The organism is Bacteroidota bacterium, from assembly GCA_016706255.1.
Lineage (GTDB): Bacteria > Bacteroidota > Bacteroidia > Chitinophagales > BACL12 > UBA7236.
The window spans coordinates 1,291,845-1,315,466 of sequence record JADJJZ010000003.1; the positions used below are offsets into that span (position 1 = coordinate 1,291,845).

A 23,622-nucleotide genomic window follows, 5' to 3' on the forward strand; every position below is an offset into this window, starting at 1 on the left:
ACTGAACCGCGTTAGGGATAGTAGCGGAAACCCCGCAGCGAGCTTTTTCAGCGAGCAAGGAGTTGCAGCGGATAGCCCGGCCAACGCCCAAAAAAATAGTAATTGATGGAAGCAGCAGAACCATTAGATCTGGAAAAAGAGAAGAAACTCATTCTGAAGGAGTATAAGAACCTGCTCAGGGGCTTGCGGAATAATATGACCGGTGCTGAGCGGAAACAGATTCGCCTTGCTTTTGAGATGGCTGTGGATGCCCATAAAAACATGCGCCGTAAAAGTGGCGAACCTTATATTATTCACCCATTGCGCGTTGCACAAATTGTGGTAAATGAAATGGGACTCGGTGCTACGGCTGCGATTTGTGCTTTGTTACACGATGTTGTTGAGGATACTGAATTAACATTGGATGACATTAAACGCGAGTTTGGTATCAAAGTGAGCCGTATAATTGACGGTCTTACCAAAGTTTCCGGGGTGTTTGACCTGACCAGCTCGATTCAGGCTGAAAATTTTAAAAAATTATTACTCACCCTCGCCGATGATGTGCGGGTGATTCTGATAAAAATTGCTGACCGGTTGCACAATATGCGCACCATGGACAGCATGCCACGCAAAAAGCAACTGAAAATTGCTTCGGAAACCTTGTATTTATATGCTCCGCTTGCGCACCGACTTGGATTTTATGCCATAAAAAGTGAATTGGAAGATCTGGGCATGAAATATCAGGAGGCAGAAGCATATAAGGACATTGCAAAACGCCTGGCCGAAACAAAACGCGAACGCACACGCTACATGAACGAATTTATGAAACCATTGCGCGAGCGTTTAGAAAAAGATGGTTTTCATTTCGAAACGTATGGTCGCCCGAAAAGTATTTATTCGATTTACAATAAAATAAAAAACAAGGGTGTCACTTTTGATGAGGTATATGATTTATTTGCTATCCGTATCATTTTAGAAACACCCGTTGATCACGAAAAAGCAGATTGCTGGCGGGTGTATAGTATGGTTACGGAATTATATCATCCCAACCCCGACCGTTTGCGCGACTGGATTTCTACACCAAAGGCAAATGGGTATGAAAGTTTGCACACCACAGTAATGGGCCCAAAAGGTAAGTGGGTAGAAGTGCAAATTCGTACTCGACGTATGGATGAAATTGCCGAAAAAGGTTTTGCTGCACACTGGAAATATAAAGAAGGTTCAAACGATAAAGCCTTGGATACCTGGCTAAGGGAAATTCGCGAATTATTGCGCAATCCGGAATTTAATGCGTTGGAATTTCTCGATGATTTTCGATTAAATTTATTTTCGAAAGAAATATATGTTTTTACACCAAAAGGTGATTTAAAAATTTTACCTCAGGGTGCTACTGCTTTGGATTTTGCTTTTGAAATTCACACCGATGTCGGTTACCATTGTATTGGTGCAAAAGTGAATCATCGGCTGATACCTATCAGTCATATGTTAAATAATGGAGACCAGGTAGAAATCATTACTTCGAAAAAACAAAAACCGAATGAAGACTGGCTGAATTTTTTAATTACTTCGCGTGCAAGAAGTAAAGTAAAAAATGCATTAAAGGAAGAAAAACGTGCAGTTGCTGCAGAAGGAAAAATACTACTGGAAAAACGCTTAAAAAATATCAAAGCAGAGTTTTTTGATAAAAATATTCAGTTGCTGATGGAATATTATCATCAGCCGACGAGTATGGAATTGTATTATCGCATTTCCACGAAAGACATTACCTTAAAGGAGCTGAAAGACTTTGTGGTACAAGGCGGCAAGCTGATTCCACCGGTAGTGGACAAAGACCAGTCTGTTGATTATGAGCGCCTCGAAAAAATTGCAACATCGAATGCCGAGTTGCTGATTTTTGATAATGCAATGGATAATATTAAATATTCGTTGGCCAAATGTTGTAATCCGATTGTTGGTGATGATGTATTTGGATTTATTACCATTAATGAAGGAATTAAAATCCATAAAACAAATTGTCCGAATGCGACTGAATTGATGAGTAAGTACGGTTATCGTATTGTCAAAACACGATGGACGCAACAAAAAGATATTGCCTTTTTAACAGGTATAAAAGTTACCGGATTAGATGATGTGGGATTGGTGAATAAAGTAACCAATATTATATCAGGCGACATGAAATTAAATATGCAAAGTTTATTTATGGATGCCAAAGATGGTTTATTTGAAGGCACGATAAAAACCTTTGTAAAAAATACCGAACAATTAGAAACCTTATTACGCAAATTACGCTCCATGAAAGGTGTAATTTCGGTTACCAGAATAGAAACAACTTAAAAACAATAATTATGGAACAGCAGATCAAACATCTGGAAGAAATTAAAAATATTTTTGCAGCACATCTTGAAACAAAAGGTTTGCGTAAAACACCTGAACGTTTTGCTATTCTGGAAGAAATTTACAGTCGCACCGACCATTTTGATGCTGAGAGTTTATACTCGCACATGCTGAAAAAGGATTATCATGTGAGTCGCGCAACAGTTTATAACACGCTCGAATTATTGCTCACTTGCGATTTAATTACCAAACATCAGTTCGGAAAAAATCTGGCACAGTATGAAAAATCGTATGGTTATAAGCAACATGATCATATTATTTGCGTTGATTGTAAAAAGGTGGTTGAATTTTGTGACCCGCGCATCCATCAGATACAAACCATGATGGGTGATTTATTAAATTTTAAGATCACGCATCATTCGCTCAATATGTATGGCATTTGTGGTAATTGTCAGAAAATTCGCGAAATGCATGAACAAAAAGCAGAAAAATTGGCTTAATACCCCTATAACACAATGGAATTTACAATAGAAAAGAAAAATGAGACCACCCTGGTGGTGAAACTTGACGGCCGGATGGTTGGTGAGTACCAGACCATTCAGTTGGCAGAACAGCTGGAGGAGCATATTGAGGATGGTTTTAACAATATCATTTTCGACCTCAGCGAGTTGGAGTTTATCAATAGCAGCGGATTAAACTTTCTGCTGAAAATTCTGACCAAAGTACGCCGTGTAGATGGGGAAGTGGTACTGTGTGCCATGCGCGATCATTTGAAAACGCTGATGGTTACCACCAAACTGACCTCTTTCTTCACAATCTCTGATACCGTAACCGACGCTTTAGGCAACTTTGAACCTGAAAAGGTTTGATAATCAATCAGTTACGATTAAAACCGAATTTTCTAAAAAGTAAGGTCAGGGATTTTTGAGCAACCTTACTTTTGGTGTGCGGTTGAAACTGTTAACAATATCTTGAAAAAAAAGGCTGTTTTACCTTGCTGAAGGTGCTGACGTGGTATAATTTCGCATTTTAATCCATGTTATGAACGTAGACGTTTTATTAGGCCTTCAATGGGGCGACGAGGGCAAAGGAAAAGTAGTTGATTATTTAGCTGAACAATATGATGTAGTAGCAAGATTTCAGGGCGGCCCGAATGCCGGACATACCCTGATTTTGAACAATGGTGTCAAGTTTGTGCTGCATACCATTCCTTCCGGAATATTTTTGGATAACTGTCTGAACTTAGTTGGCAACGGTGTTGTGATCGACCCAATTACTTTCCGTATGGAAATTAATAAGCTGGAAGGCGCTGGTGTTAATGTCCACAATCGTTTAGTAATTTCCCGCAAGGCACATTTAATATTACCTACGCATAAAATGTTGGATGCTGCCAGTGAAGCATCCAAAGGTGCCGATAAAATTGGTTCTACCTTAAAAGGTATTGGTCCTGCTTACATGGATAAAACCGGTCGCAACGGATTGCGTGTCGGCGATATTGAATCACCTGATTTTGTAGAAAAATATAATAAGCTGAAAGAAAAACATTTTCAGTTATTAAAAAATTATGGTGACCTTCCTGCATCAGTTCCAAATGAAGCTGAATGGATGGAAGCAATTGAATTTTTGAAAACAATTGCATTTGTTGATGCTGAATATTTAATCAACGATAAAATAACCGAAGGCAAACGTATATTAGCTGAAGGTGCTCAGGGTTCGATGTTGGATGTTGATCATGGCACTTATCCGTTTGTAACTTCGAGTAATACCATTACTGCAGGTGTTTGCACAGGATTAGGTGTTGCACCCCAACGTGTAAAAGAAGTAATTGGTATTTCAAAAGCTTATTGCACACGTGTTGGTTCTGGTCCGTTTCCGACAGAATTATTTGATGAAACAGGTGAAGAATTACGCAAAATAGGAAATGAATTCGGTGCAACAACCGGTCGCCCGCGTCGTTGTGGATGGATTGATTTACCTGCATTAAAATATACCATTATGATTAATGGTGTTACACAAATTGCCATTACTAAAATTGATGTTTTAAATACTTTTGCTGAAATAAAAGCATGTGTGGGATATAAAATAAATGGTGTAATTACCGACCGCATGCCTTATGATATTGTAGATGCAGTTATTGAGCCGGTGTATGAATCTTTTAAAGGCTGGGAATGTGATTTAGACAATTGCAAAACCAAAGAAGATTTACCGATCGAGTTAAAAAACTATCTGCAATTTTTAGAATGGGAATTAAAAACAAAAATTTCCATGTTATCTGCAGGTCCTGAACGGGATAAGTTAATTATCATGTAATATTTTTTTATGCGCATCAGTAAAACATTTGCTATTGCTGATACTGATGAATTCCGCAAAAAATTATCGGTGTATGCTGATACATTTGATGTATTTGCTTTGCCTGATAGTTGTGGCAACACTGTGTATGGCTCAACCACTTTTGACTATGCTTTGGCTGCGGGTGCAAGACATATTTTAGTTGCACAATCCGGAAATGCATTTGAACAATTAAAACAGTTTAGAGCAACTTATCCTGATTTTTGTTTCGGTTATTTTGGTTATGATTTAAAAAACGAAACCGAAGTATTATTTTCAAAAAATTTCGATGGCATGGATTGGCCGGATATGGTATTTTTTATTCCGGAAATATATCTTGAAGTAAAAGAGAATAATTGCACAATTTATTTATTTGAAGATAATAATTTACAACACGAAAGTATATTTACTGCAATACAATCAACTGCATATATTGAAAAACCATCTGTTGTAACGCCATTGCAGCAGCGCATTCCGGCAGAACGGTATTTACAAAAAGTGCGCGATATTAAACACCATATTGCAGAAGGTGATATATATGAACTCAATTTTTGTCAGGAGTTTTACAGCTCCGGAACGTTAGATGCTGTTTCTGTTTACAATAACCTTTGCGAAAAAAGTAAAGCACCTTTTTCTGTATTATTTAAATGGGAAAATCGCTACCTAATTTCTGCCAGTCCCGAACGCTTTTTGAAAAAACAAGGGAGCAAGGTGATGAGTCAGCCCATTAAAGGAACCCACCAACGTAGTGCTGATGCAGCGCTAGATGAGCAGTATAAAAATAATTTATTTCACAGCATAAAAGATCGCGCAGAAAATGTCATGATTGTCGACCTTGTCCGCAACGATTTAGCAAAATATGCAAAAACTGGCACGATAAAAGTGGATGAATTATTTGGGATTTATTCGTTTCAACAGGTGCATCAAATGGTGAGCACAATTAGTGCGGATTTGAAGGATGGTGTTGATGGGGTAGATGTTATTCGTTCTGCGTTTCCGATGGGTAGTATGACGGGGGCGCCGAAGGTAATGGCGATGCAATTAATTGAGCAGTATGAAGCTACAAAGCGCGGATTGTTTAGCGGGGCCTTTGGTTATTTCACGCCGGGTGGGGATTTCGATTTTAATGTGATTATACGGAGTATACAGTATCACGCAACAACAAAATATATCAGTATACAAACGGGTGGTGCAATTGTTTATGATTCGGTTGCGGAGGATGAATTGGAAGAATGTTATTTAAAACTGCGTGCACTGCGGAGCGTGATTTTCTCGCGGATTTAATTTCTTGCGGATGTGTTTTTCTCGCGGATGTTTTTTTTCTCGCTAAGCGCGCAAAGGGCAAAGGGCGCAAGGGTAGGGTGTGGATGGTGTGGAGGTAGGTTACGCAGAACCCGACGGGGCGGGTCGCTGATTTGTTTGGATGTAAACTGATTTTTTATTGGTTGGGTTTGATGGATGCCGCAAGCGGTCGCTGATTTTTTGGATGGTGTGTTTTTTTTGCAGGTGTGTTTTTCTTGCAGGTGTGTTTTTCTTGCAGAGGAAAGTTTTTTAGATAAAATTGTTTGTATTAATTATTCTTCAAAATTCTTGGCGTCCCTTTGAGGCCTTAGCGTCTTAGTGTTTAATGCCACAAATGCAAATAAAAAGACCTAAATATATTTTTTGTAGTCACCATTTTCTGCTACTAATTTAATTATACGGTTTCTTTCTATTAAAAAGGTTCGCATGTAATTTGTTAGTATTACATAATTAAAAAGGTGACCTAAAATACCCAAGGGAGATTCAAAATAAAAATGATCGCGCATAATTGTGTCATTTTGAAATGTTTCAAATGTGTGCTGATGTTTCATTATTTTGAATGCACCTTTTATCATTTCATCTGTAAAGGAAAATGGTTTGTCCATTTGAGTTATGCGGACACTTAAATGCTGATAAATACCAAAATGTTTTGCACGCCAGGTAACCGTTTCATTTAAAGAAATTAATCCACTCAAACGCCCGCCGACTGCTTTTTCATGGGTTTTGCTTGTAGATAACATATGTAAATCCAATGATCTGGATAAATCAAAGCAGATTGCTATTGGTGCGTGAATTGTTGTTTCAAGGAGTATGGTTGGCATGAGTTGCAAAAGTAGTAAGTATTTGCAGTGAATTAGGTTTTAGATTTTCTCTCAGGTGTATTTTTCTTGCTGGTGTATTTTTTTCTCGCAGGTGTGTTTTTCTCGAAAACGCGCGAAGGGCAAAGGGCGCAAGGGTAGGGTGTGGATGGTGTGTAGGAAAGGAACGCAGAACCCGGCAAGCGGGTCGCGGATTTGTTTGGATGTAAGCTGATTTTTTATAGGTTGGGTTTGATGGATGCCGCAAGCGGGCGCTGATTTTTTGGATGGTGCGGGTTTCGTGCGAAGAACGCAAAGTACAAAGTGCGCGAAGATTTTTAAATGTTTGTATTGATTTAATTATACTACAAAATTCTTAGCGTACCTTGGCGGCCTTAGCGACTTTGCGGTAAAAAAAACGGAACCACGAAGAAACGAAAGCTGTGAAGTAGCACGAAAATTTTATATTACCATAATTATTCTTAGAGGCCTTAGCGCCTTCGTGTTTAATGCCACAAATGCGAATAAAAAAATCAGAACGTCACATGGTCAGCATCCACCCACTCGTCCCATTGGAAATTTTTGTCGGTGTAGGTAACGTAATAGCTTGTAGGTGTTTGGTCGAGTATTTGTCCGGGCACCCAAGTTCCGGTTGCATCTAAAATCATTGCGGGAATTTCATCATCAGCAATTATTTTTTCATACAGGCGCCATAATATTTGTCCGCCCCCCGGATTTTCAATTTCATAAAAATCGCCCTCGGCACCAATTAATATTCCGGGCTTATCGGTAAAGTTATCGAGCTCAACATTTTCGCCAACTGTATATTGCACGAAGTAAGGTGTTTTAAAATCTGCAGCAGTAAAATTAAACGTTGCATAATCCGCATAATTATAATATCTGGCCTGGTAAGTTGAGCCTGTTTTGCCGGTAATTTCAACTGTAATAATTGTTTTTTTAAAATCAGCAAACACATATTGACCGAGTTGATAATTTGGATCTGTAAATTCAGGATATGTTGTAGTAACATCTGCAACCACTGCATCCGGACCACAATTATAATAACCTACAAATGATTTCTGACGGTCGATATATTTTAGCCCACGTGCTACACCATCTGCCATTTCACCTAAAGTAACTGTTCCGGAATTATCAATATCAATTAAACCATCACCTTTTAATGCATCAATAATTTTTTGTGTGAATGTCCAGTTGCCTGTGCTCCATTCAGTATAATAACATGAAGTTAAACCAACGGCTTTTTTTCCTTCGCTGCCAAATGATTCTGCGATACCAATTAAACCACCACTTTTGCAGCAATCACCTAATAATACAACACTATTTCCCGGAAATTCTGCGCGGAATTCATTTTCAAGAAAATTGATATTAAATCCGGTTTTATCAGGATGTAAATATTTAATATCATGGTTCGCAAAATAAATTGAACTTTTATCAGCATCCCAACCATTAAATCCGTGACCCGCAAAATAAAACACAAAATTTGTTTCACTGTCGGATGCTAAAGCAATATCGTGTAACGATTTATAAATATGCGCTCTTGTTGCGTTTTCATCAAATAATCCGATAATATTTTCTTCAGGCACACCGTAATCGATAAACGTTTGCATGAGCTCCTGGTCCTTGCGGTGGTAAGTATCAAAATTGCCTAACGATGCTTCATCTTCATAAGTGAGCACACCCACAATCAAAACCCTTGTATTTGCCGGATCAAGAAATGGAGCCCCCATATCCGCCATAAAACTTGTATTGGCATTGCCGGTTTCATCTAAAAAATTATCCTTAGAACAACTGCTAAATATTGCAATTGTAACTACAAATAAAAGGAGGGTTTTGCGCATATGCCTGAGATTTTGTTATGTAAAAATAAGCGGTGGTGCGACATTTTGCAAATCAATACTATTATCTGCCGGGGTATATTTCTGCTGTTGTACAGGCATTTATAAAATAATTTGCCTGATTCTGCGTTTTACTTCGACATATGAAAATGCTGCTTTCTTTATGCTTTATGGTTTTGATTGGAAGTCAGGTTTCCGCTCAATCGCCCTTTAAAAATCTGGTGGTATCACAATTTGGAGATAGTATCTTGGTGAATTGGACCCTGAGTGGCGGTTCAACCTGCTTCGACATGCATTTGATGCGGTCATCCCAGGGTTCTGACTTTGGTGAGGTGTTTTCCGTGCCGGGGGTTTGTGGTGGTGCTGATGACCAGTATTACGATTTTATTGATACTGAAGACCTTGTTTCAGGCACCACTTATGAATACATGGTTACGGCATCCAACGGCGTTTATGAGAGTGAAACGGTAAGTATATTATTTATTAATGCAGGTGATGTGCAGCTGTTTGTATATCCCAACCCTTCACAAACGGAAATACAGGTTACCATTGATAATAAATTTACGCCTGCTTTTTTTGTTGAACTTTATACCGTTGATGGTAAACTCATGCAAAAATCGCGGGAGGTAAGTAATTTATTTTCTATTAATACCACAGCATTGCCGCCGAATGGTTATTTATTAAAAATAGTTACGCAGGATGGTGATATTTTAGCACAACAATTTATTGTGCAATAATGAGGAAATAATTCTTTTTGCCGCGTTGAATTAAAATAAATTTTCCGTTAATCAGATATTCACCGTTTATCATTTTTTCGGCATCACTTACTTTTTCTTTATTCATGCTCAACGAATTTTCCTGCATGGCACGTTTATATTCGCCTTTTGATGCAAGAATGGTTGTTTTATCTGCAAGTAAATCGCCGAACAAAATCCCGTTTTCAATTACCGATTTTTCAATCTGAAATTGTGGAACACCATCCAATACATCAAGCAATAATTCGTCGCTCAATTTTTCGAAATCTGCTTTGGTTGCTTTACCAAATAAAATATCGCTTGCGGCTACGGCATTATGATAATCTTCTTCGCTGTGAACACGAATGGTAATGTCTTTTGCTAATTCCTTCTGAAGCAGACGGAGATGCGGTTCTGCGCGATGACGGGTAATGATATCTTCAATAACAGCTCTTTCAAAAAGGGTAAAAATTTTGATATAAGTTTCAGCATCCGCATCACTTGAATTTAACCAGAATTGATAGAAGCGATAAGGAGAAGTACGTTTAGCATCTAACCAGATATTTCCACCCTCAGTTTTTCCGAATTTTGTGCCATCTGCCTTTTTAATTAATGGTGTACAAATTGCATAAGCTTCACCACCACCTTTTCTTCGAATTAATTCGTTACCGGTTGTAATATTTCCCCATTGATCGCTACCACCCATTTGCAGCATTACTTGATTATTTTTCCATAAATAATAAAAATCATAACCCTGTAATAACTGATATGCAAATTCAGTAAATGAGATACCTTTTTCCAATCTTGTCTGCACTGAATCTTTAGCCATCATATAACTGATGGTAAGATGTTTTCCCACCTCGCGCAAAAATTCAAGGAATGAAAAGTTTTTCATCCAGTCGTAATTATTTACGAGTAGTGCAGCATTTTCACCTTTATCGAAGTTTAAAAATTTAGCTAACTGTTTTTGTTGAGATGAGATATTATGTTGTAAAGCCGCTTCATCCAATAAATTGCGTTCAGCACTTTTTCCTGAAGGGTCGCCAACCATACCGGTAGCGCCGCCCAATAAAGCAATCGGCTGATGACCACAATTTTGAAAATGTAATAAGGTCATAATCTGCACCATATTGCCCACGCCAAGCGAATCTGCTGTCGGGTCAAACCCAATATAACCCTTAGCCATACCTTTATTCAGGAAGTCCTCAGTTCCGGGCATCATATCAAACAACATCCCGCGCCAGCGTAACTCTTCAACAAAATTTTTCATGGTGCAAAAATAATGACATTAAAATTATACGGAAATCCAAACCGTGAAGCGCAAAAACACGTTATAAATATTTGTATATTGTACGCAAAAATTCAGGCTTTTGAACTTTTTATCACATTTCTACCACGATTTTCCGATCAGCGACCCCTATTTTGCTGCGGGCGTCATTTTGCCCGATATTTTATCGAATTACACATACCGGACAGGTGAGGTGGTTAAACTGCACCCGCAAAAGCTTGTGTACACAGACATTCCTGAATTGATGGCGCTTACAAATGGTGTAAAACAGCATTATTTTGTGGACGGCCACTTTCATGAGTCGGCGTTTTTTGAGGAAAATACGGCCTTGATTACGGAAAGAATTAAACAAGGTGAATTTGACTGTTTTAATAAACGATTGTATGCAATCAGTCATGTTATGCTTGAAATCGTGTTGGACAGGGTGCTGCTGAGCCAATATCCTGACATTTGTGAGAACTTATACGATATGATTAATCGGGTTGAAACACAGTATGTAAGCCGCCTGGTGGAAATAAACACCGCCGCTTCTGACCCTAATAGTATCGGCACGCATTTCCGGGTGTTTCGCGAGCGTCGGTTTTTGTTTGATTATGCTTATGATGAGCGGTTTACCGGCATCATAAACGGGATAAATATTCGTTTAGGTAATCCACCTATGACCGAAAATGAACAAAATCGGTTTAAAAATGTAATCCATGACATCGAAAAGACCATTCACAGCCAAAAATTTCCTAAATTTCGGACTGATTCGTGAACCATACATGAGAAAGTTTAGTATTTTGATTTTAAGCGGCTTGTTCGCCTTGTCTGCCTTTGGACAGGACAATACGCCAAAATATAGCAATGAATTTTTATCCATTGGTATTTCAGCCCGTGCATTGGGTATGAGCAGCAGTGTGGTTGCCTCAGTTAATGATGTTACATCAGGATATTGGAATCCCGCCGGTTTAACACAAATTTCCTCCGATATGCAAATAGGGGTTATGCATGCCGAATACTTTGCAGGAATTGCGAAGTATGATTACGGCTCATTTGCTATGCCACTAAAAGATAAAAGTGCAACCATCGGATTATCGCTGATCCGATTTGGTGTTGATGATATTCCGAACACCCTGTTTTTAGTTGAGCCTGATGGTAGTATTAATTACGATAATATCACTGCGTTTTCTGTTGCAGATTATGCTTTTTTAGGTAGTTATGCCACTAAATTAAAATGGAATAATTTACGTGTTGGCGGCAATATCAAAGTTGTACATCGTGAAGCAGGTGATTTTGCAACAGCTTGGGGTTTTGGTTTAGATGCCGGTGCACAAATGGATTATAAAAATTGGAAATTCGGAGCAACATTTAAAGACATTACTTCCACATTTAATGCTTGGAGCTTTTCATTTACTGAAGAAGAAAAGGATGTATTACTCGCAACCGGAAATGTGCTGCCTGAAAATAGTATTGAAATTACCACACCCAAAATTATTTTAGGTGCTGCTTATGATTTTACTATAAATGAAAATTTTGGCTTGTTAGCTGAAATTGATGCAGATATTACCACCGACGGCAGAAGAAATGTTTTAATCAGTGCTGAACCAATCAGTGTTGACCCACATCTTGGTATTGAAGCTGATTATAAAAATTTTATTTTTTTACGTGGCGGAATAGGTAATGTGCAGCGGTATATTCCGGATGATTTATATGAAGAAGCTTGGACGCTGCAACCAAATATTGGATTAGGAATTGAAATCGGACCTGTGCAATTGGATTATGCCTATACCAATATTGGTAAACAGAGTGAAGTGTTGTATTCCCATGTTTTCAGTTTGTTATTTAATATCAATAAAAGTGTTCCGCTATCCACAGGAACACCCAAATTTTAATAATAACGCACACACAAAAGTTATATATGAAAAGACATTTACTCGTAATTATTTTCATATTATCCGGTTTTAATTTGTTTTGTCAAACCTATGGCAACGAATGGATTAATTACGACCAGCAATATTTAAAATTCCCGATTGCTAAGGACGGCATTTATCGAATTAACTATACTACATTAAATGCAGCGCTCACAGAATTAGGTGTTCCAATTGCTTCAATCGACCCACGTAACTTTCAGTTGTTTAATAAGGGAGAAGAAGCTAATATCTATATAGCAGGGGAAAACGACGGTGTATTTAATGCATCAGATTACATTGAATTTTACGGTAAAAAAAATGACGGCACTTTTGATTCATTATTATTTGATAATGGCAAATGGCAATTGCAACAATACGAGAGTTTAATTACTGATACGGCCATGTATTTTTTAACATGGAACGATTTAATTACGAATCACCGCTTAGATGTAATTACCAATAACCTGGCCGGCGCGCCTGCTCCCGTTGAATATAATGAGTATACCAGCTTAATCGTTTTTGGTTCAGTATACGGTTCGGGTAATTTTAATCCGGGTACTGATAATTATGATATTTATGCTTCCGATTATACCGATGGTGAAGGGTTTACCACTCCAAGATATAATTTAAGTAATTACGATATCAGTCTGGCCTCACCCAATATTTATACCGGCTCTTCATTTATTCCGACTTTGAAGTTGGCTATGGTTGGAACCGGTGCATCTGAACATCACGCCCTGATAAAATTTAATGGTTCTGTAATAAAGGATACCACATTTTATGACTACAAAGTATTGCGCTATAATTTTTTGTTAGATAATATTTTGAGTAATAATACCGTAACATTTTCCAGTGGCCCGGTTACAACCGATTATCAGCGATATTCATTTCTCGAATTAAAATACCCGAGGTTATTTGATTTTGATAATGCTTCCAAAGTAAAAACGGAATTGCCACAAATTGTAGGAACTTCTACGTATATTGAAATAACCGATTTTAATGAAAAGGCTACATCAACATTGTTGTATGATTTATCATTGAATAAACGCATTGAAGCAATTGTAGAATCCGATATTTCAAAATTTCATCTGGACTATAATGCTTCTTCAAGTGAAATTTATTTTACCAGTCAGGACATCACAGATATTCCTAATATTCCGTCAATGGAACCGGTACATTTTGTGAATTATGGTGCGGTTGCCAATCAGGGGAATTATATTATTGTTTCTAATAAAGTATTATACGACGATGGTACCGGTACAAACTGGGTTGATGAATATAAAAATTATCGCTCATCAGTTGCCGGTGGCAGTCATGATGTAATTGTTGCCGATATTGATGTATTGTATGATATGTTTTCATACGGATTACAAAAACACCCGCTGGCATTACGCAATTTTTTCCTTTATAGTCTGGATAGTTTTGATATTGCTCCGGAATTTATTTTTATTATCGGGAAGTCTTATTCGTATGATGTAACTCGTGCAAATGCAACTCCTGAATATGCTGCAGATTTAATTCCAACCTTTGGGCATACCGGGTCTGATAATATGATGGTTGCACGAAGAGGTGATGTAGCACCTTTAATTCCAATAGGTCGTATTTCAGCGCAGTCGGGAAACGATGTGCGCATTTATTACGACAAGATGGTTGATTTCGAAGCTGCTCAGGCAGATAATACACAAACCATTGCTAATAAAGCGTGGATGAAAAATGTATTACATTTTGCAGGTGGTTTAAATGAATTTGAACAATCGTTGTTTAATTCATTTCTGATGCAATATAAAGCGATCATTGAGGATACATTATATGGTGGGAATGTAATACCATTTAATAAATTAAATGCCGACCCGATTTTTTATAGCGAGTCAGAATATATTGATTCATTAATCAACAACGGCGTTTCATTGGTAACATTTTTTGGGCATAGTTCAACAGGAAGTTTTGACTTTAATATCGGCGAACCTGAAGAATTTGAAAATGAAGGAAAATATTTCGCGGTTTTTGGCAACGGTTGTAATACAGCTGCCATTCATGGTGAATCATATACCTTAGGTGAACGTTATATTTTTGCTGAAGATAAAGGAGCGATTGCATTTATTGCTGCGTCTAATTATTCGATTGCTGCAAATCTGCATACTTATGCTACATTATTTTATCGCGAATTAGCTAATTATTCATATGATTTACCAATTGGAGTTGCTCTGCAGGCTGTAGCCGATACTTTATGGCCGACATTGAATGTATTCGACCGAATGACCATCGAACATAATACATTACAGGGTGATCCTGCATTGCGATTAAATACCCATCAGCAACCGGATTATGTAATTGAGGCACCGTATGTTTCTTTTGAACCGAATGTCGTTTCTGCAGGAACAGATACAATGTATATGCAGTTAATTGTTACCAATATTGGTAAAGCAATTGATTCATCCTATTTTGTTGAAGTTGTAAGAACTAAACCTGATGGCGAAACTTCTACCTTTTTTGAACGTTTCCACTCAACTTATTTTAGAGATACATTAGTAATTCCATTTCCTACCGACGGATTAGAAGGCGCAGGGTTAAATAATTTTTCTATTCACATCGATAAAGAAAATGAAATTGCAGAACCTGACGAATTAAATAATATTTTAAATACCAGTGTATTTATTATTTCTGATGATGCTATCCCGATTTATCCTGTGGAGTTTAGTATCATGAATCATACACCGGAATATTTTGCAGCCTCTACTACAAACGTATTTGCGGAAAATAAACAATATATTATTGAAGCCGATACCACTATGTTGTTTAACTCTCCATTTTTGAGAACAACAATGGTTACCGAATCCGGTGGTGTGGTGAAATGGGAAAACCCGCCGTTGTCATATATTCCGAATATGGTTTATTACTGGCGCATTACACCTGATACCAGCGCCGGAACAGAATCGATGTGGCGTTCAAGTTCGTTTTTATATTTACCGGGTGATATTACAGGATGGAACCAGTCGCATTATTACCAATATCTTGAAAACGATTACAGTAATATTAATTTAGAACCTACACGCAATTTTGAATTTGTTCCCGATGTTAAAACATATGAAGTAGCAACAGGTATTTATCCTACTACACATTGGACCGAAGTTACCAGTTATGGTGATGGTGAATTACTTGCATTGGGTTCATGTGCTTCGGCAGGATTTGTTGTATTGGTTGCAGATGCCAACTCGGCTGAATTATGGCGGACTAGTGAAGTTGGTGTATCCAATACGGGCCCTTACGGCGATGTATATTGCAGTGCCGATCCTTATGAACAAGTAATTCAGTTTTATACGAATACACCTGCCTCACGTGAAGCATTATATCAGTTTATGATGAACACGCTTCCCGACAGCACACATTTTATTGCCTACAGTAATAATTACCCTGAATTTAATACCTGGCTCGACGATGAAGCCATTTATGGGCATACGTTGTTTGATGCGTTTAATGCATATGGTGCAACAGATATTAATGCTTTATCGGTATTTGATTATGATCGCTCTTATATTTTTTATGCGAAGAAAGGTGCACCGGAAACTAAATTTGAATTAATTGGCGATCCTGAAGGACATAAAATTGAAGCATCATTTATTTTACATGGAAACTGGAATAAGGGAACAGTAGAATCACCATTAATCGGACCGGCATATACTTTTGATAAAGTGCAATGGAGTTTTTATGCTAATGATTTAGCATCTGCAGATACCAATAAAATATCTGTGTATGGTGTAAAAAATAATTTAACTGAAACATTATTGCGCTCGGGTTTACAAAGCGGTGATACTTCATTGTCTTTTGTAGATGCAGATTTATATGCTTATGTGCGATTGAAACTTGAAACTCAGGATGACACCTTGCGCACACCGGCACAATTTAATTACTGGCGTGTAATTTATGATCCTGTTCCGGAAGCTGCATTAAATCCGAACATGCATTTTGTTTATGGGGAAGATACTTTATTGCAAGGAGCAACGGCAACATTAGAAATTGCCATCAGCAATGTGAGTGATTATGATATGGATAGTTTGAAGATAGCATTCACTGTTATTGATCAAAATAATCTTATACATACAATTCCTTATGCACGCCAGGATAGCTTACTGAGTGATGAAACAATGATTGCTTACTTACAATTTGCTACCGCCGATATTCCTGCTGGAAGAAATACAGTGATGATAGAAGTAAATCCCAAATATGATCAGGAAGAACAATATCATTTTAACAATATCGGATTTTTACCATTGGTAAATGAACTCGATCATAAAAATCCATTATTGGATGTTACATTCGATGGTGTGCATATTTTGGATGGAGATATTGTAAGTGCAAAACCGTCAATTGTAATAAATTTAAAAGATGAAAATCCATACCTGGCATTGTCGGATACGGCGTTGGTGAAAATCGTAATTCAATACCCGGATTACAGTTTCCACGATTTTTATTATGATGGCGTAACCACTAAATTTTATCCTGCCGACACTGCTAATCTCGCAGAAAATAACGCAGCGCGTGTAGAAATGTCGCCGGTGTTTACCATGGATGGCACTTATGAATTGCATTTGCATGGTGAAGATGAAACAGGTAATGAAGCAGGTGATGTTGATTACAGCATATCATTTGAGGTAATTAATAAAGCGATGATCAGCAATGTGATGAATTATCCGAATCCATTTACTTCGCAAACAAAATTTGTATTTACGTTAACGGGAAGTGAAGTACCTGATTACTTTAAAATTCAAATTATGACGGTTACCGGAAAAGTAGTTCGTGAAATTATGCGCAGTGAATTGGGAGAAATACATATCGGTAATAATATCACTGAATTTACATGGGATGGCACCGATCAGTTTGGCGACCAGCTCGCAAATGGATTATACCTGTATCGTGTAGTAACCAGATTGAATGGCGAATCGCTCGAAAAATACGATACCAATACCGACCAGTATTTTAATTCAGGGTATGGAAAAATGTATTTAGCGCGATAATTATTCGAGCATTACGGTTATTAATGCAATACCGGCGCCGGCAAGAATGGCAAGAAATTTATAAACACCAATTTTATGTGCTTTACCGCTTGCTTCAAAAATTATTGTGGTGCTGATATGAATTAGTGAACCACATACAATTGCAATCAGCCATTTAAAATCAAGAATATTTCCGGAGGAAAGTTGTTCACCTGCAAAACTACCGAGTGGTGTCATAATAGCAAATAAGGCTAATAAGATATAGGCATTATTTTTATTTCGTACAGAAAAAAACAACACTGTTGCCAATGCAAAAGCTTCAGGAATTTTGTGAACCAGAATAGCTGTAAATAAAGGCTGAAATTGCGCAGCTTCCATATTACTTGCCGCCAGCGGAACACCTTCCATAAATGCATGAAAACTTAATCCAAAAAACACGCCTGCCACATAACCTTTACTTTGATGTTCATGTAAATGTAAATGTCCGTGTTCGATACCGCGGGTAAACTGAACAATAATGAGCTGGATAAAAAATCCAATCAGAATATAAATTGCTGCGGTATAATCGTGGTGATGTTCAACTCCGGTAACCGTTGCACTTTCAGCAAAAATTTCGGGTAAAAGATGTAAAACCACATTTCCCAATAAATAAGCCCCGCTGAAAGAAAGCAGGATACTCAGTAATTCACTATGCGTTTTATTGCGTAAAAACCAGGCTGCGGCGATTCCGGCAAGTGATGCTAATACAATGAATATCAACTGAATGAGGGTCATGCGTTATACTACCAATGTTAAGTTATTAAAGTTCCACTTTCCAGCGGGGGAAAATGAAACGGACTGCAATTTTATATATAATTAAGCTAATAATACTACCTAACAGGGCACCGCCAAGTATGTCGAGCGGATAATGGACCCCGACATAAATTTGTGCGAATGACACCAAAGTGGCCCAAAACAGCGCCAGTGGGGCTACCCAGCGGTATCGTTTACGGAAAAAGAGCAGGAGGAGGGTAGCAAAAGCAAATGTATTGGTGGCGTGACTGGAGGTAAAACTTTTTCCTCCGCCACATAATTCGATGCGTAAAGTAACCTTATCCTGAAAATTTTCATCGTTACAAGGTCGCATCCTTCCTACTGCCGGTTTTATAACGGAGCTGCTGATTTGGTCGCTGGCGACAAAATTTAATCCCAACAACAAAATCAGTATCACGCCTTTCCAACGATATTTTACACATAACAAAATTGCAATTATTGCATATAATGGTATCCAGAAAAATTTATCGCGAACAGGAGGAAGTATAACATCAAAAAAACTGTTACCCCATTTGTTGTTAATTATCAAAAACAACCACTGATCAAATTGTTGAATTGGTTCGGGGAAGTTCATTTTTGTGCGATTATTATCAGTCGTTCAGAATGTAATTTATCAAAAGGCTGTAAACGATAATTCCCAAATGTATCAATAATTTTTAATCCCGCCGCTGAACAATATTGTTCAAAATTGCTGAATTGTAATGCGCGTACATGTTCATTAAAAATATATTGTTTGTTTTTATCCTGCACTACAATTTTTTTACTGATCATGCCGTTGATATAACTTTTTGTGATATCAAATTTTAAATCGCCAATAATTTTATGTTCATCTTCCACCAAATTTTGGAGTGTGGTGAAAACATTCAAAAAATCAATTACCAGTTTTCCGCCGGGTTTTAATCCTTTTGCAAAAGATTTTATACATTGTGCATCATCTTTTGTATTTTCGAAATAACCAAAGCTGGTGTAAAAATTGAAAATAAAATCAAAATAATTTATCCTGAACGGATTAATCATATTCAGGGTGAAAAAACTCAAATGTTCATTTTCGGCAATTTTTGCTTCGCGGATATTACTTTCAGAGAGGTCGATTCCCGTAACATCAAAACCTTTTTCGGCTAAATAAATGGCATGGCGACCTTTACCACAGGCGGCATCCAGAATTTGAGCATCAGGTTTTGGATTTAAATAGCCAATCAATGCATCCAGAAAGGCTGCAGCTTCGTCTTCATCACGGTGCTGATACAGAATATCGTAGTAGCACTGACTAAACCATGTTTCAAACCAGTTTTTTGTGATGGCCATTTTAAAATTATACAGCAAATGTATAAGATTTAAACATTTATTCGTTAATACGCATAATTTGAATTTGTATAACTTTGTTGCGCGACTATGACACTTATTAAATCGATTTCCGGCATTAGAGGCACTATTGGAGGGACGGCCGGACAAAATCTGACCCCGGAAGACATTATTAAATTTACTGCTGCTTTTGGCACATGGATCAAACGCACTACAGGAAATCCTATAATTGTTATTGGTAGAGATGCCCGAATCAGTGGTGAAATGGTGAATCATCTGGTAACCGGAACTTTACAATCTATTGGTATTAAAGTAATTGACCTCGGATTATCTACAACACCTACAGTAGAAATTGCTGTGCCAAGAGAAAATGCAGGCGGGGGAATAATTATTACCGCATCACATAATCCGAAAAATTATAATGCATTAAAATTATTAAATCATGTAGGCGAATTTATTTCTGCTGCTGATGGAGAAGCAGTGCTTGCAATTGCAAACACTGAAGAAATAATTTACAGCGATGTAGATAAAATTGGAGAGTATCAACACAAATTTTATTACATCCAAAAACATATCGATAAAATTCTCGAATTGCCTTTGGTAAATAAAAAAGCAATTAAAGAAAGAAATTTCAGAGTAGTTATCGATTGTGTTAATTCAACAGGTGGTATTTCAGTTCCTGAATTATTAGTTGCATTGGGTGTTACCGATGTAATAGAATTATTTACAAATCCGAATGGCAGATTTCCGCATAATCCGGAACCACTGCCTGAACATCTTGGCACCATAGCACACGAAGTAAAACACCAGAAAGCAGATGTTGGTTTGGTGGTGGATCCTGATGTTGACCGTCTTGCAATTGTTTGTGAAAACGGCGATATGTTTGGCGAAGAATATAGTCTTGTTTCCATTGCCGATTACGTATTAAAAACACAAAAAGGTAACGTCGTTTCCAATTTATCTTCTACCCAGGCATTGCGTGATGTTGCTGTGAAACATGGTGTGGAACATCATCAAAGTGCAGTTGGTGAAGTGCATGTGGTGCAAAAAATGAAAGAAGTAAATGCCGTTATTGGGGGTGAAGGAAACGGTGGTATTATATACCCTGAATTACATTACGGGCGTGATGCATTGGTTGGCATTGCACTATTCCTATCGCATTTAGCCACTTCAGGTAAAAGTTGTTCCCGCTTAAGAGCAGAATATACCAACTATTTTATGGCAAAAAACAAAATCGAACTGCCGGAAGGCACCGATGTGCAATACATTTTGCGTAAAATGGAAGAAAAATATAAAAAAGAGAAACTCAACAAAACCGATGGTTTAAAAATAGAAATGGATGGCGACTGGGTGCATTTAAGAGCTAGTAATACCGAGCCAATCATCCGTATTTATTCGGAAAGTTCGACCAAAACCACGGCTGAAAGCATTAATCGCAAGATTATGGACGACATTAAAAATGTCATGAAATAGTCATTTGGGGTGCCTTTTTCGGCTACTCAGGGTAAATGCTTAGCTTTGTACTTTAACTAAGATACATGCGCGTTTATTTAGACAATGCCGCCACAACTCAACTGGATCCTAAGGTAATGGAGGCTATGCTTCCTTATTTACAGCAGTTTTATGGCAATCCTTCATCCATACATTCATTTGGCAGAGAAACCCGTGCGGCAATAGAAAAGTCGCGCAAGTTGATTGCCAACCTGTTTAAGGTATCACCGGGTGAAATCTTTTTCACCAGCGGCGGAACGGAGGCAAATAATATGGCTATGCAATGCAGTGTGCGCGATCTTGGCGTTACCCGCATTATTACTTCCCCAATCGAACATCACGCTGTTACCCATACCGGAGAAGCATTAAAACATGAGGGTAAAATTCAATTGCAATACGTTGCCCTGCACGCTGATGGTTCTGTTGATTATGAAAATTTAGAAGAACTGCTTAAATCTTCTGATGCAAAAACATTAGTGAGTTTAATGCATGCCAATAATGAAATTGGAACATTACTGGATGTTGAACGCGTAAGCAATTTATGCGCTCAATACGGTGCTTATTTTCATTGCGATACCGTGCAAACAGTTGCACATTATTTATTGGATTTACAAAAAACAAAAATTCATTTTATTTCCTGTGCCGCACATAAATTTCACGGACCAAAAGGCATCGGATTTATTTATATTAATTCAGAAGCGAAAATTAAACCATTAATTCACGGTGGTGCACAGGAAAGAAATTTACGCGCAGGAACTGAAAATTTATATGGCATTATCGGGTTGGCCAAAGCATTGGAAATTGCCTATGCTGAATTAGATGCAGTACAACAACATATTACCGGTTTGCGCGATCATATGCAAAAACGATTAATGGAGGAAATTCCCGGAGTGCAATTTAATTCAGACCCAAAAGGTTTGTATACGGTATTGAATGTTAATTTCCCGGCTAACGATAAAAGCGAATTATTATTATTTAATTTAGATATAGCCGGTATTGCAGTTAGTGGCGGAAGTGCCTGTAGCAGCGGTACCGATATCGGTTCACATGTAATAGCCCAGTTAAAACGTTCACCCGGAACAACAGCAGTACGTTTTTCTTTTTCGAAATTTAATACAATCGAGGAAATTGATTTTGCGGTAGATAAAATTCGCGAAATGATTCCGGTTGCAGTGAGTTGATTTTCAGGATATTCGTATCTTAACGGTTCATAGCAAAATAACACACTATGGGTAACCGTCGTAATTTTCTCAAAAAATCAGCAGCCTTAGTAAGCCTTGCCACTATTCCTGATTTATTATTCAGTGAAGAATTAAAAGCAGCAGTAGCTAAAGCTAATACCATGTCGCCTGCAGCTCTTGCAGAAGATGAAACTTTTTGGGCAACCATTAAAACTGCTTATACCGCATCTGCAACCATTATCAACTTAAATAACGGTGGCGTAAGCCCTTCTCCTAAAGTAGTGCAGGATGCCATGTTGCGTTATAGTCAGCTCGCCAACGAAGCACCCAGTTATTACATGTGGCAAATTCTGGATAAAGGCAGAGAAAATTTGCGCAAAAAAATTGCTGATGTGGCCGGATGTGATGCATCAGAAATTGCCATAAATCGGAATACAACCGAAGCATTGGATAATGTGATTTTTGGGCTTGATTTTGAAAAAGGTGATGAAATTCTGCTTACAAAACAGGATTATCCAAACATGATTAATGCCTGGAAACAAAGAGAAAAACGAGATGGCATTGTATTAAAATGGATTAATCTCGATTTGCCAACAACGGATACTGATTATCTCGTAAAAAAATATACCGAACAAATAACACCTAAAACCAAACTGGTTCAAGTAAATCATATTATTAACTGGACCGGTCATATTAATCCTGTTAAACAAATTGCTGATGCCGTGCATGCAAAAGGCCCGGAGGTTATGATTGACGGTGCACATACTTTGGGACATTTTGTATTTAAAATTCCAGAATTAGGTGGCGATTATTATGGCAGCAGTTTACATAAATGGATGAGTGCAACAATTGGTTCCGGAATATTATGGATTAAAAAAGAAAAAATTCATAAAGTATGGCCATTAATGGCTTGTCCGGATACCATGGACGTAAATGATATTCGCAAATTTGAATCATTAGGTACACGGAATTTTCCTATTGAATATAGTATTGCAACCGCTATCGATTTTCATAATATGATTGGCCCGGAAAGAAAAGAAGCACGTTTGCGCTATTTAAAAGATTATTGGGTAAATAAATGTACATCACTACCAAAATTTAAATTAAATACGGCAATGGATAAAAACTATTCCTGTGCTATTGCGAATTTCAGTTTAACAGGAATAGAACCCGGTGATATTGCATCAAAATTATTTACTGACCATGGCATACATTGTGTAAGTATTGTATGGGAAAATATCAGTGGCGTGCGCGTTGCACCGCATGTTTATACTAGTATTTACGACCTGGATGCCTTGGTAAAAGGTATTCACAAAATTGCGGAATAATACCTG

Annotated in this window: 18 protein-coding genes; 12 read left to right on the top strand and 6 right to left on the bottom strand. The window is 37.7% G+C overall.

Annotated elements, in window-relative coordinates; all coding sequences use genetic code 11:
• The first annotated feature begins 105 nt into the window (after positions 1–105).
• The 5 genes from IPI65_07500 (at position 106) to IPI65_07520 (ending at position 5,925) form a co-directional block, all read left to right on the top strand.
• Positions 106–2,313 carry a bifunctional (p)ppGpp synthetase/guanosine-3',5'-bis(diphosphate) 3'-pyrophosphohydrolase gene (locus tag IPI65_07500; GenBank protein MBK7441361.1) on the top strand — a complete coding sequence of 736 codons (2,208 nt, stop codon included), beginning with the start codon at positions 106–108 and terminating at the stop codon, positions 2,311–2,313.
• Between the two features lie 11 nt (positions 2,314–2,324).
• Complete coding sequence (locus tag IPI65_07505) at positions 2,325–2,813, top strand: transcriptional repressor (protein MBK7441362.1); 489 nt, start codon at positions 2,325–2,327, stop codon at positions 2,811–2,813.
• Between the two features lie 15 nt (positions 2,814–2,828).
• A complete protein-coding gene (locus IPI65_07510) occupies positions 2,829–3,182 on the top strand; it encodes an STAS domain-containing protein (GenBank protein ID MBK7441363.1) in 354 nt (117 codons plus the stop codon).
• A 172-nt stretch (positions 3,183–3,354) separates the two neighbouring features.
• Complete coding sequence (locus IPI65_07515) at positions 3,355–4,623, top strand: adenylosuccinate synthase (GenBank protein MBK7441364.1); 1,269 nt, start codon at positions 3,355–3,357, stop codon at positions 4,621–4,623.
• A 9-nt stretch (positions 4,624–4,632) separates the two neighbouring features.
• Complete coding sequence (locus IPI65_07520) at positions 4,633–5,925, top strand: anthranilate synthase component I family protein (GenBank protein MBK7441365.1); 1,293 nt, start codon at positions 4,633–4,635, stop codon at positions 5,923–5,925.
• A gap of 368 nt (positions 5,926–6,293) precedes the next feature.
• On the opposite strand, the gene IPI65_07525 is transcribed toward IPI65_07520, so the two are convergent.
• Positions 6,294–6,764 carry an SRPBCC family protein gene (locus IPI65_07525; GenBank protein MBK7441366.1) on the bottom strand — a complete coding sequence of 157 codons (471 nt, stop codon included), beginning with the start codon at positions 6,762–6,764 and terminating at the stop codon, positions 6,294–6,296.
• A gap of 509 nt (positions 6,765–7,273) precedes the next feature.
• Positions 7,274–8,599, bottom strand: a complete 1,326-nt coding sequence (locus tag IPI65_07530) for a caspase family protein (GenBank protein ID MBK7441367.1) — start codon at positions 8,597–8,599, stop codon at positions 7,274–7,276.
• A 140-nt stretch (positions 8,600–8,739) separates the two neighbouring features.
• On the opposite strand from IPI65_07530, the gene IPI65_07535 reads away from it, so the two are divergent.
• The gene (locus tag IPI65_07535; GenBank protein MBK7441368.1) at positions 8,740–9,333 is read left to right on the top strand and encodes a T9SS type A sorting domain-containing protein; all 594 of its coding nucleotides are present in this window, start codon (positions 8,740–8,742) and stop codon (positions 9,331–9,333) included.
• Here the strand turns inward: IPI65_07535 and IPI65_07540 are convergent.
• Positions 9,320–10,600, bottom strand: coding sequence for a tyrosine--tRNA ligase (locus IPI65_07540; GenBank protein ID MBK7441369.1), 1,281 nt, complete (start codon positions 10,598–10,600; stop codon positions 9,320–9,322). The genes IPI65_07535 and IPI65_07540 overlap by 14 nt on opposite strands.
• Positions 10,601–10,700: 100 nt before the next feature.
• Between IPI65_07540 and IPI65_07545 the strand changes: the two genes are divergently transcribed.
• Genes IPI65_07545 through IPI65_07555 form a run of 3 tightly spaced genes read left to right on the top strand, consistent with a single transcriptional unit; the run spans position 10,701 to position 17,522 of the window.
• The gene (locus tag IPI65_07545; protein MBK7441370.1) at positions 10,701–11,375 is read left to right on the top strand and encodes a hypothetical protein; all 675 of its coding nucleotides are present in this window, start codon (positions 10,701–10,703) and stop codon (positions 11,373–11,375) included.
• 7 nt (positions 11,376–11,382) lie between these two features.
• Positions 11,383–12,492, top strand: coding sequence for a PorV/PorQ family protein (locus IPI65_07550; GenBank protein MBK7441371.1), 1,110 nt, complete (start codon positions 11,383–11,385; stop codon positions 12,490–12,492).
• Positions 12,493–12,518: 26 nt separating this feature from the next.
• On the top strand, positions 12,519–17,522 hold the full coding sequence (locus IPI65_07555; protein ID MBK7441372.1) for a hypothetical protein: 5,004 nt from the start codon (positions 12,519–12,521) through the stop codon (positions 17,520–17,522).
• On the opposite strand, the gene IPI65_07560 is transcribed toward IPI65_07555, so the two are convergent.
• From IPI65_07560 to IPI65_07570, 3 genes are read right to left on the bottom strand one after another with little or no spacing between them, the layout of a single operon-like run.
• Positions 17,523–18,275 carry a ZIP family metal transporter gene (locus tag IPI65_07560; GenBank protein MBK7441373.1) on the bottom strand — a complete coding sequence of 251 codons (753 nt, stop codon included), beginning with the start codon at positions 18,273–18,275 and terminating at the stop codon, positions 17,523–17,525. It lies immediately after the preceding gene.
• 25 nt (positions 18,276–18,300) lie between these two features.
• Positions 18,301–18,888 carry a phosphatase PAP2 family protein gene (locus IPI65_07565; protein ID MBK7441374.1) on the bottom strand — a complete coding sequence of 196 codons (588 nt, stop codon included), beginning with the start codon at positions 18,886–18,888 and terminating at the stop codon, positions 18,301–18,303.
• Entirely contained in the window at positions 18,885–19,619 is a 735-nt protein-coding gene (locus tag IPI65_07570; GenBank protein MBK7441375.1) for a methyltransferase domain-containing protein, read from the bottom strand. The genes IPI65_07565 and IPI65_07570 overlap by 4 nt, the downstream gene beginning before the upstream one ends.
• 87 nt (positions 19,620–19,706) lie before the next feature.
• Between IPI65_07570 and glmM the strand changes: the two genes are divergently transcribed.
• The 3 genes from glmM to IPI65_07585 all read left to right on the top strand — a co-directional run bounded on the left by glmM (position 19,707) and on the right by IPI65_07585 (position 23,616).
• Complete coding sequence (glmM, locus tag IPI65_07575) at positions 19,707–21,089, top strand: phosphoglucosamine mutase (GenBank protein MBK7441376.1); 1,383 nt, start codon at positions 19,707–19,709, stop codon at positions 21,087–21,089.
• 65 nt (positions 21,090–21,154) lie between these two features.
• Positions 21,155–22,288, top strand: a complete 1,134-nt coding sequence (locus IPI65_07580) for a cysteine desulfurase (GenBank protein ID MBK7441377.1) — start codon at positions 21,155–21,157, stop codon at positions 22,286–22,288.
• A gap of 47 nt (positions 22,289–22,335) precedes the next feature.
• Positions 22,336–23,616 carry an aminotransferase class V-fold PLP-dependent enzyme gene (locus IPI65_07585; GenBank protein MBK7441378.1) on the top strand — a complete coding sequence of 427 codons (1,281 nt, stop codon included), beginning with the start codon at positions 22,336–22,338 and terminating at the stop codon, positions 23,614–23,616.
• Positions 23,617–23,622 lie beyond the last annotated feature (6 nt).

What these genes read in the sequence shown, in the direction of transcription:
- IPI65_07500 (MBK7441361.1), top strand. Translation starts at nt 106, where the DNA reads ATGGAAGCAGCAGAACCATTAGATCTGGAAAAAGAGAAGAAACTCATT.
- IPI65_07505 (MBK7441362.1), top strand. Translation starts at nt 2,325, where the DNA reads ATGGAACAGCAGATCAAACATCTGGAAGAAATTAAAAATATTTTTGCA.
- IPI65_07510 (MBK7441363.1), top strand. Translation starts at nt 2,829, where the DNA reads ATGGAATTTACAATAGAAAAGAAAAATGAGACCACCCTGGTGGTGAAA.
- IPI65_07515 (MBK7441364.1), top strand. Translation starts at nt 3,355, where the DNA reads ATGAACGTAGACGTTTTATTAGGCCTTCAATGGGGCGACGAGGGCAAA.
- IPI65_07520 (MBK7441365.1), top strand. Translation starts at nt 4,633, where the DNA reads ATGCGCATCAGTAAAACATTTGCTATTGCTGATACTGATGAATTCCGC.
- IPI65_07525 (MBK7441366.1), bottom strand. Translation starts at nt 6,764, where the DNA reads ATGCCAACCATACTCCTTGAAACAACAATTCACGCACCAATAGCAATC.
- IPI65_07530 (MBK7441367.1), bottom strand. Translation starts at nt 8,599, where the DNA reads ATGCGCAAAACCCTCCTTTTATTTGTAGTTACAATTGCAATATTTAGC.
- IPI65_07535 (MBK7441368.1), top strand. Translation starts at nt 8,740, where the DNA reads ATGAAAATGCTGCTTTCTTTATGCTTTATGGTTTTGATTGGAAGTCAG.
- IPI65_07540 (MBK7441369.1), bottom strand. Translation starts at nt 10,600, where the DNA reads ATGAAAAATTTTGTTGAAGAGTTACGCTGGCGCGGGATGTTGTTTGAT.
- IPI65_07550 (MBK7441371.1), top strand. Translation starts at nt 11,383, where the DNA reads ATGAGAAAGTTTAGTATTTTGATTTTAAGCGGCTTGTTCGCCTTGTCT.
- IPI65_07555 (MBK7441372.1), top strand. Translation starts at nt 12,519, where the DNA reads ATGAAAAGACATTTACTCGTAATTATTTTCATATTATCCGGTTTTAAT.
- IPI65_07560 (MBK7441373.1), bottom strand. Translation starts at nt 18,275, where the DNA reads ATGACCCTCATTCAGTTGATATTCATTGTATTAGCATCACTTGCCGGA.
- IPI65_07565 (MBK7441374.1), bottom strand. Translation starts at nt 18,888, where the DNA reads ATGAACTTCCCCGAACCAATTCAACAATTTGATCAGTGGTTGTTTTTG.
- IPI65_07570 (MBK7441375.1), bottom strand. Translation starts at nt 19,619, where the DNA reads ATGGCCATCACAAAAAACTGGTTTGAAACATGGTTTAGTCAGTGCTAC.
- glmM (MBK7441376.1), top strand. Translation starts at nt 19,707, where the DNA reads ATGACACTTATTAAATCGATTTCCGGCATTAGAGGCACTATTGGAGGG.
- IPI65_07580 (MBK7441377.1), top strand. Translation starts at nt 21,155, where the DNA reads ATGCGCGTTTATTTAGACAATGCCGCCACAACTCAACTGGATCCTAAG.
- IPI65_07585 (MBK7441378.1), top strand. Translation starts at nt 22,336, where the DNA reads ATGGGTAACCGTCGTAATTTTCTCAAAAAATCAGCAGCCTTAGTAAGC.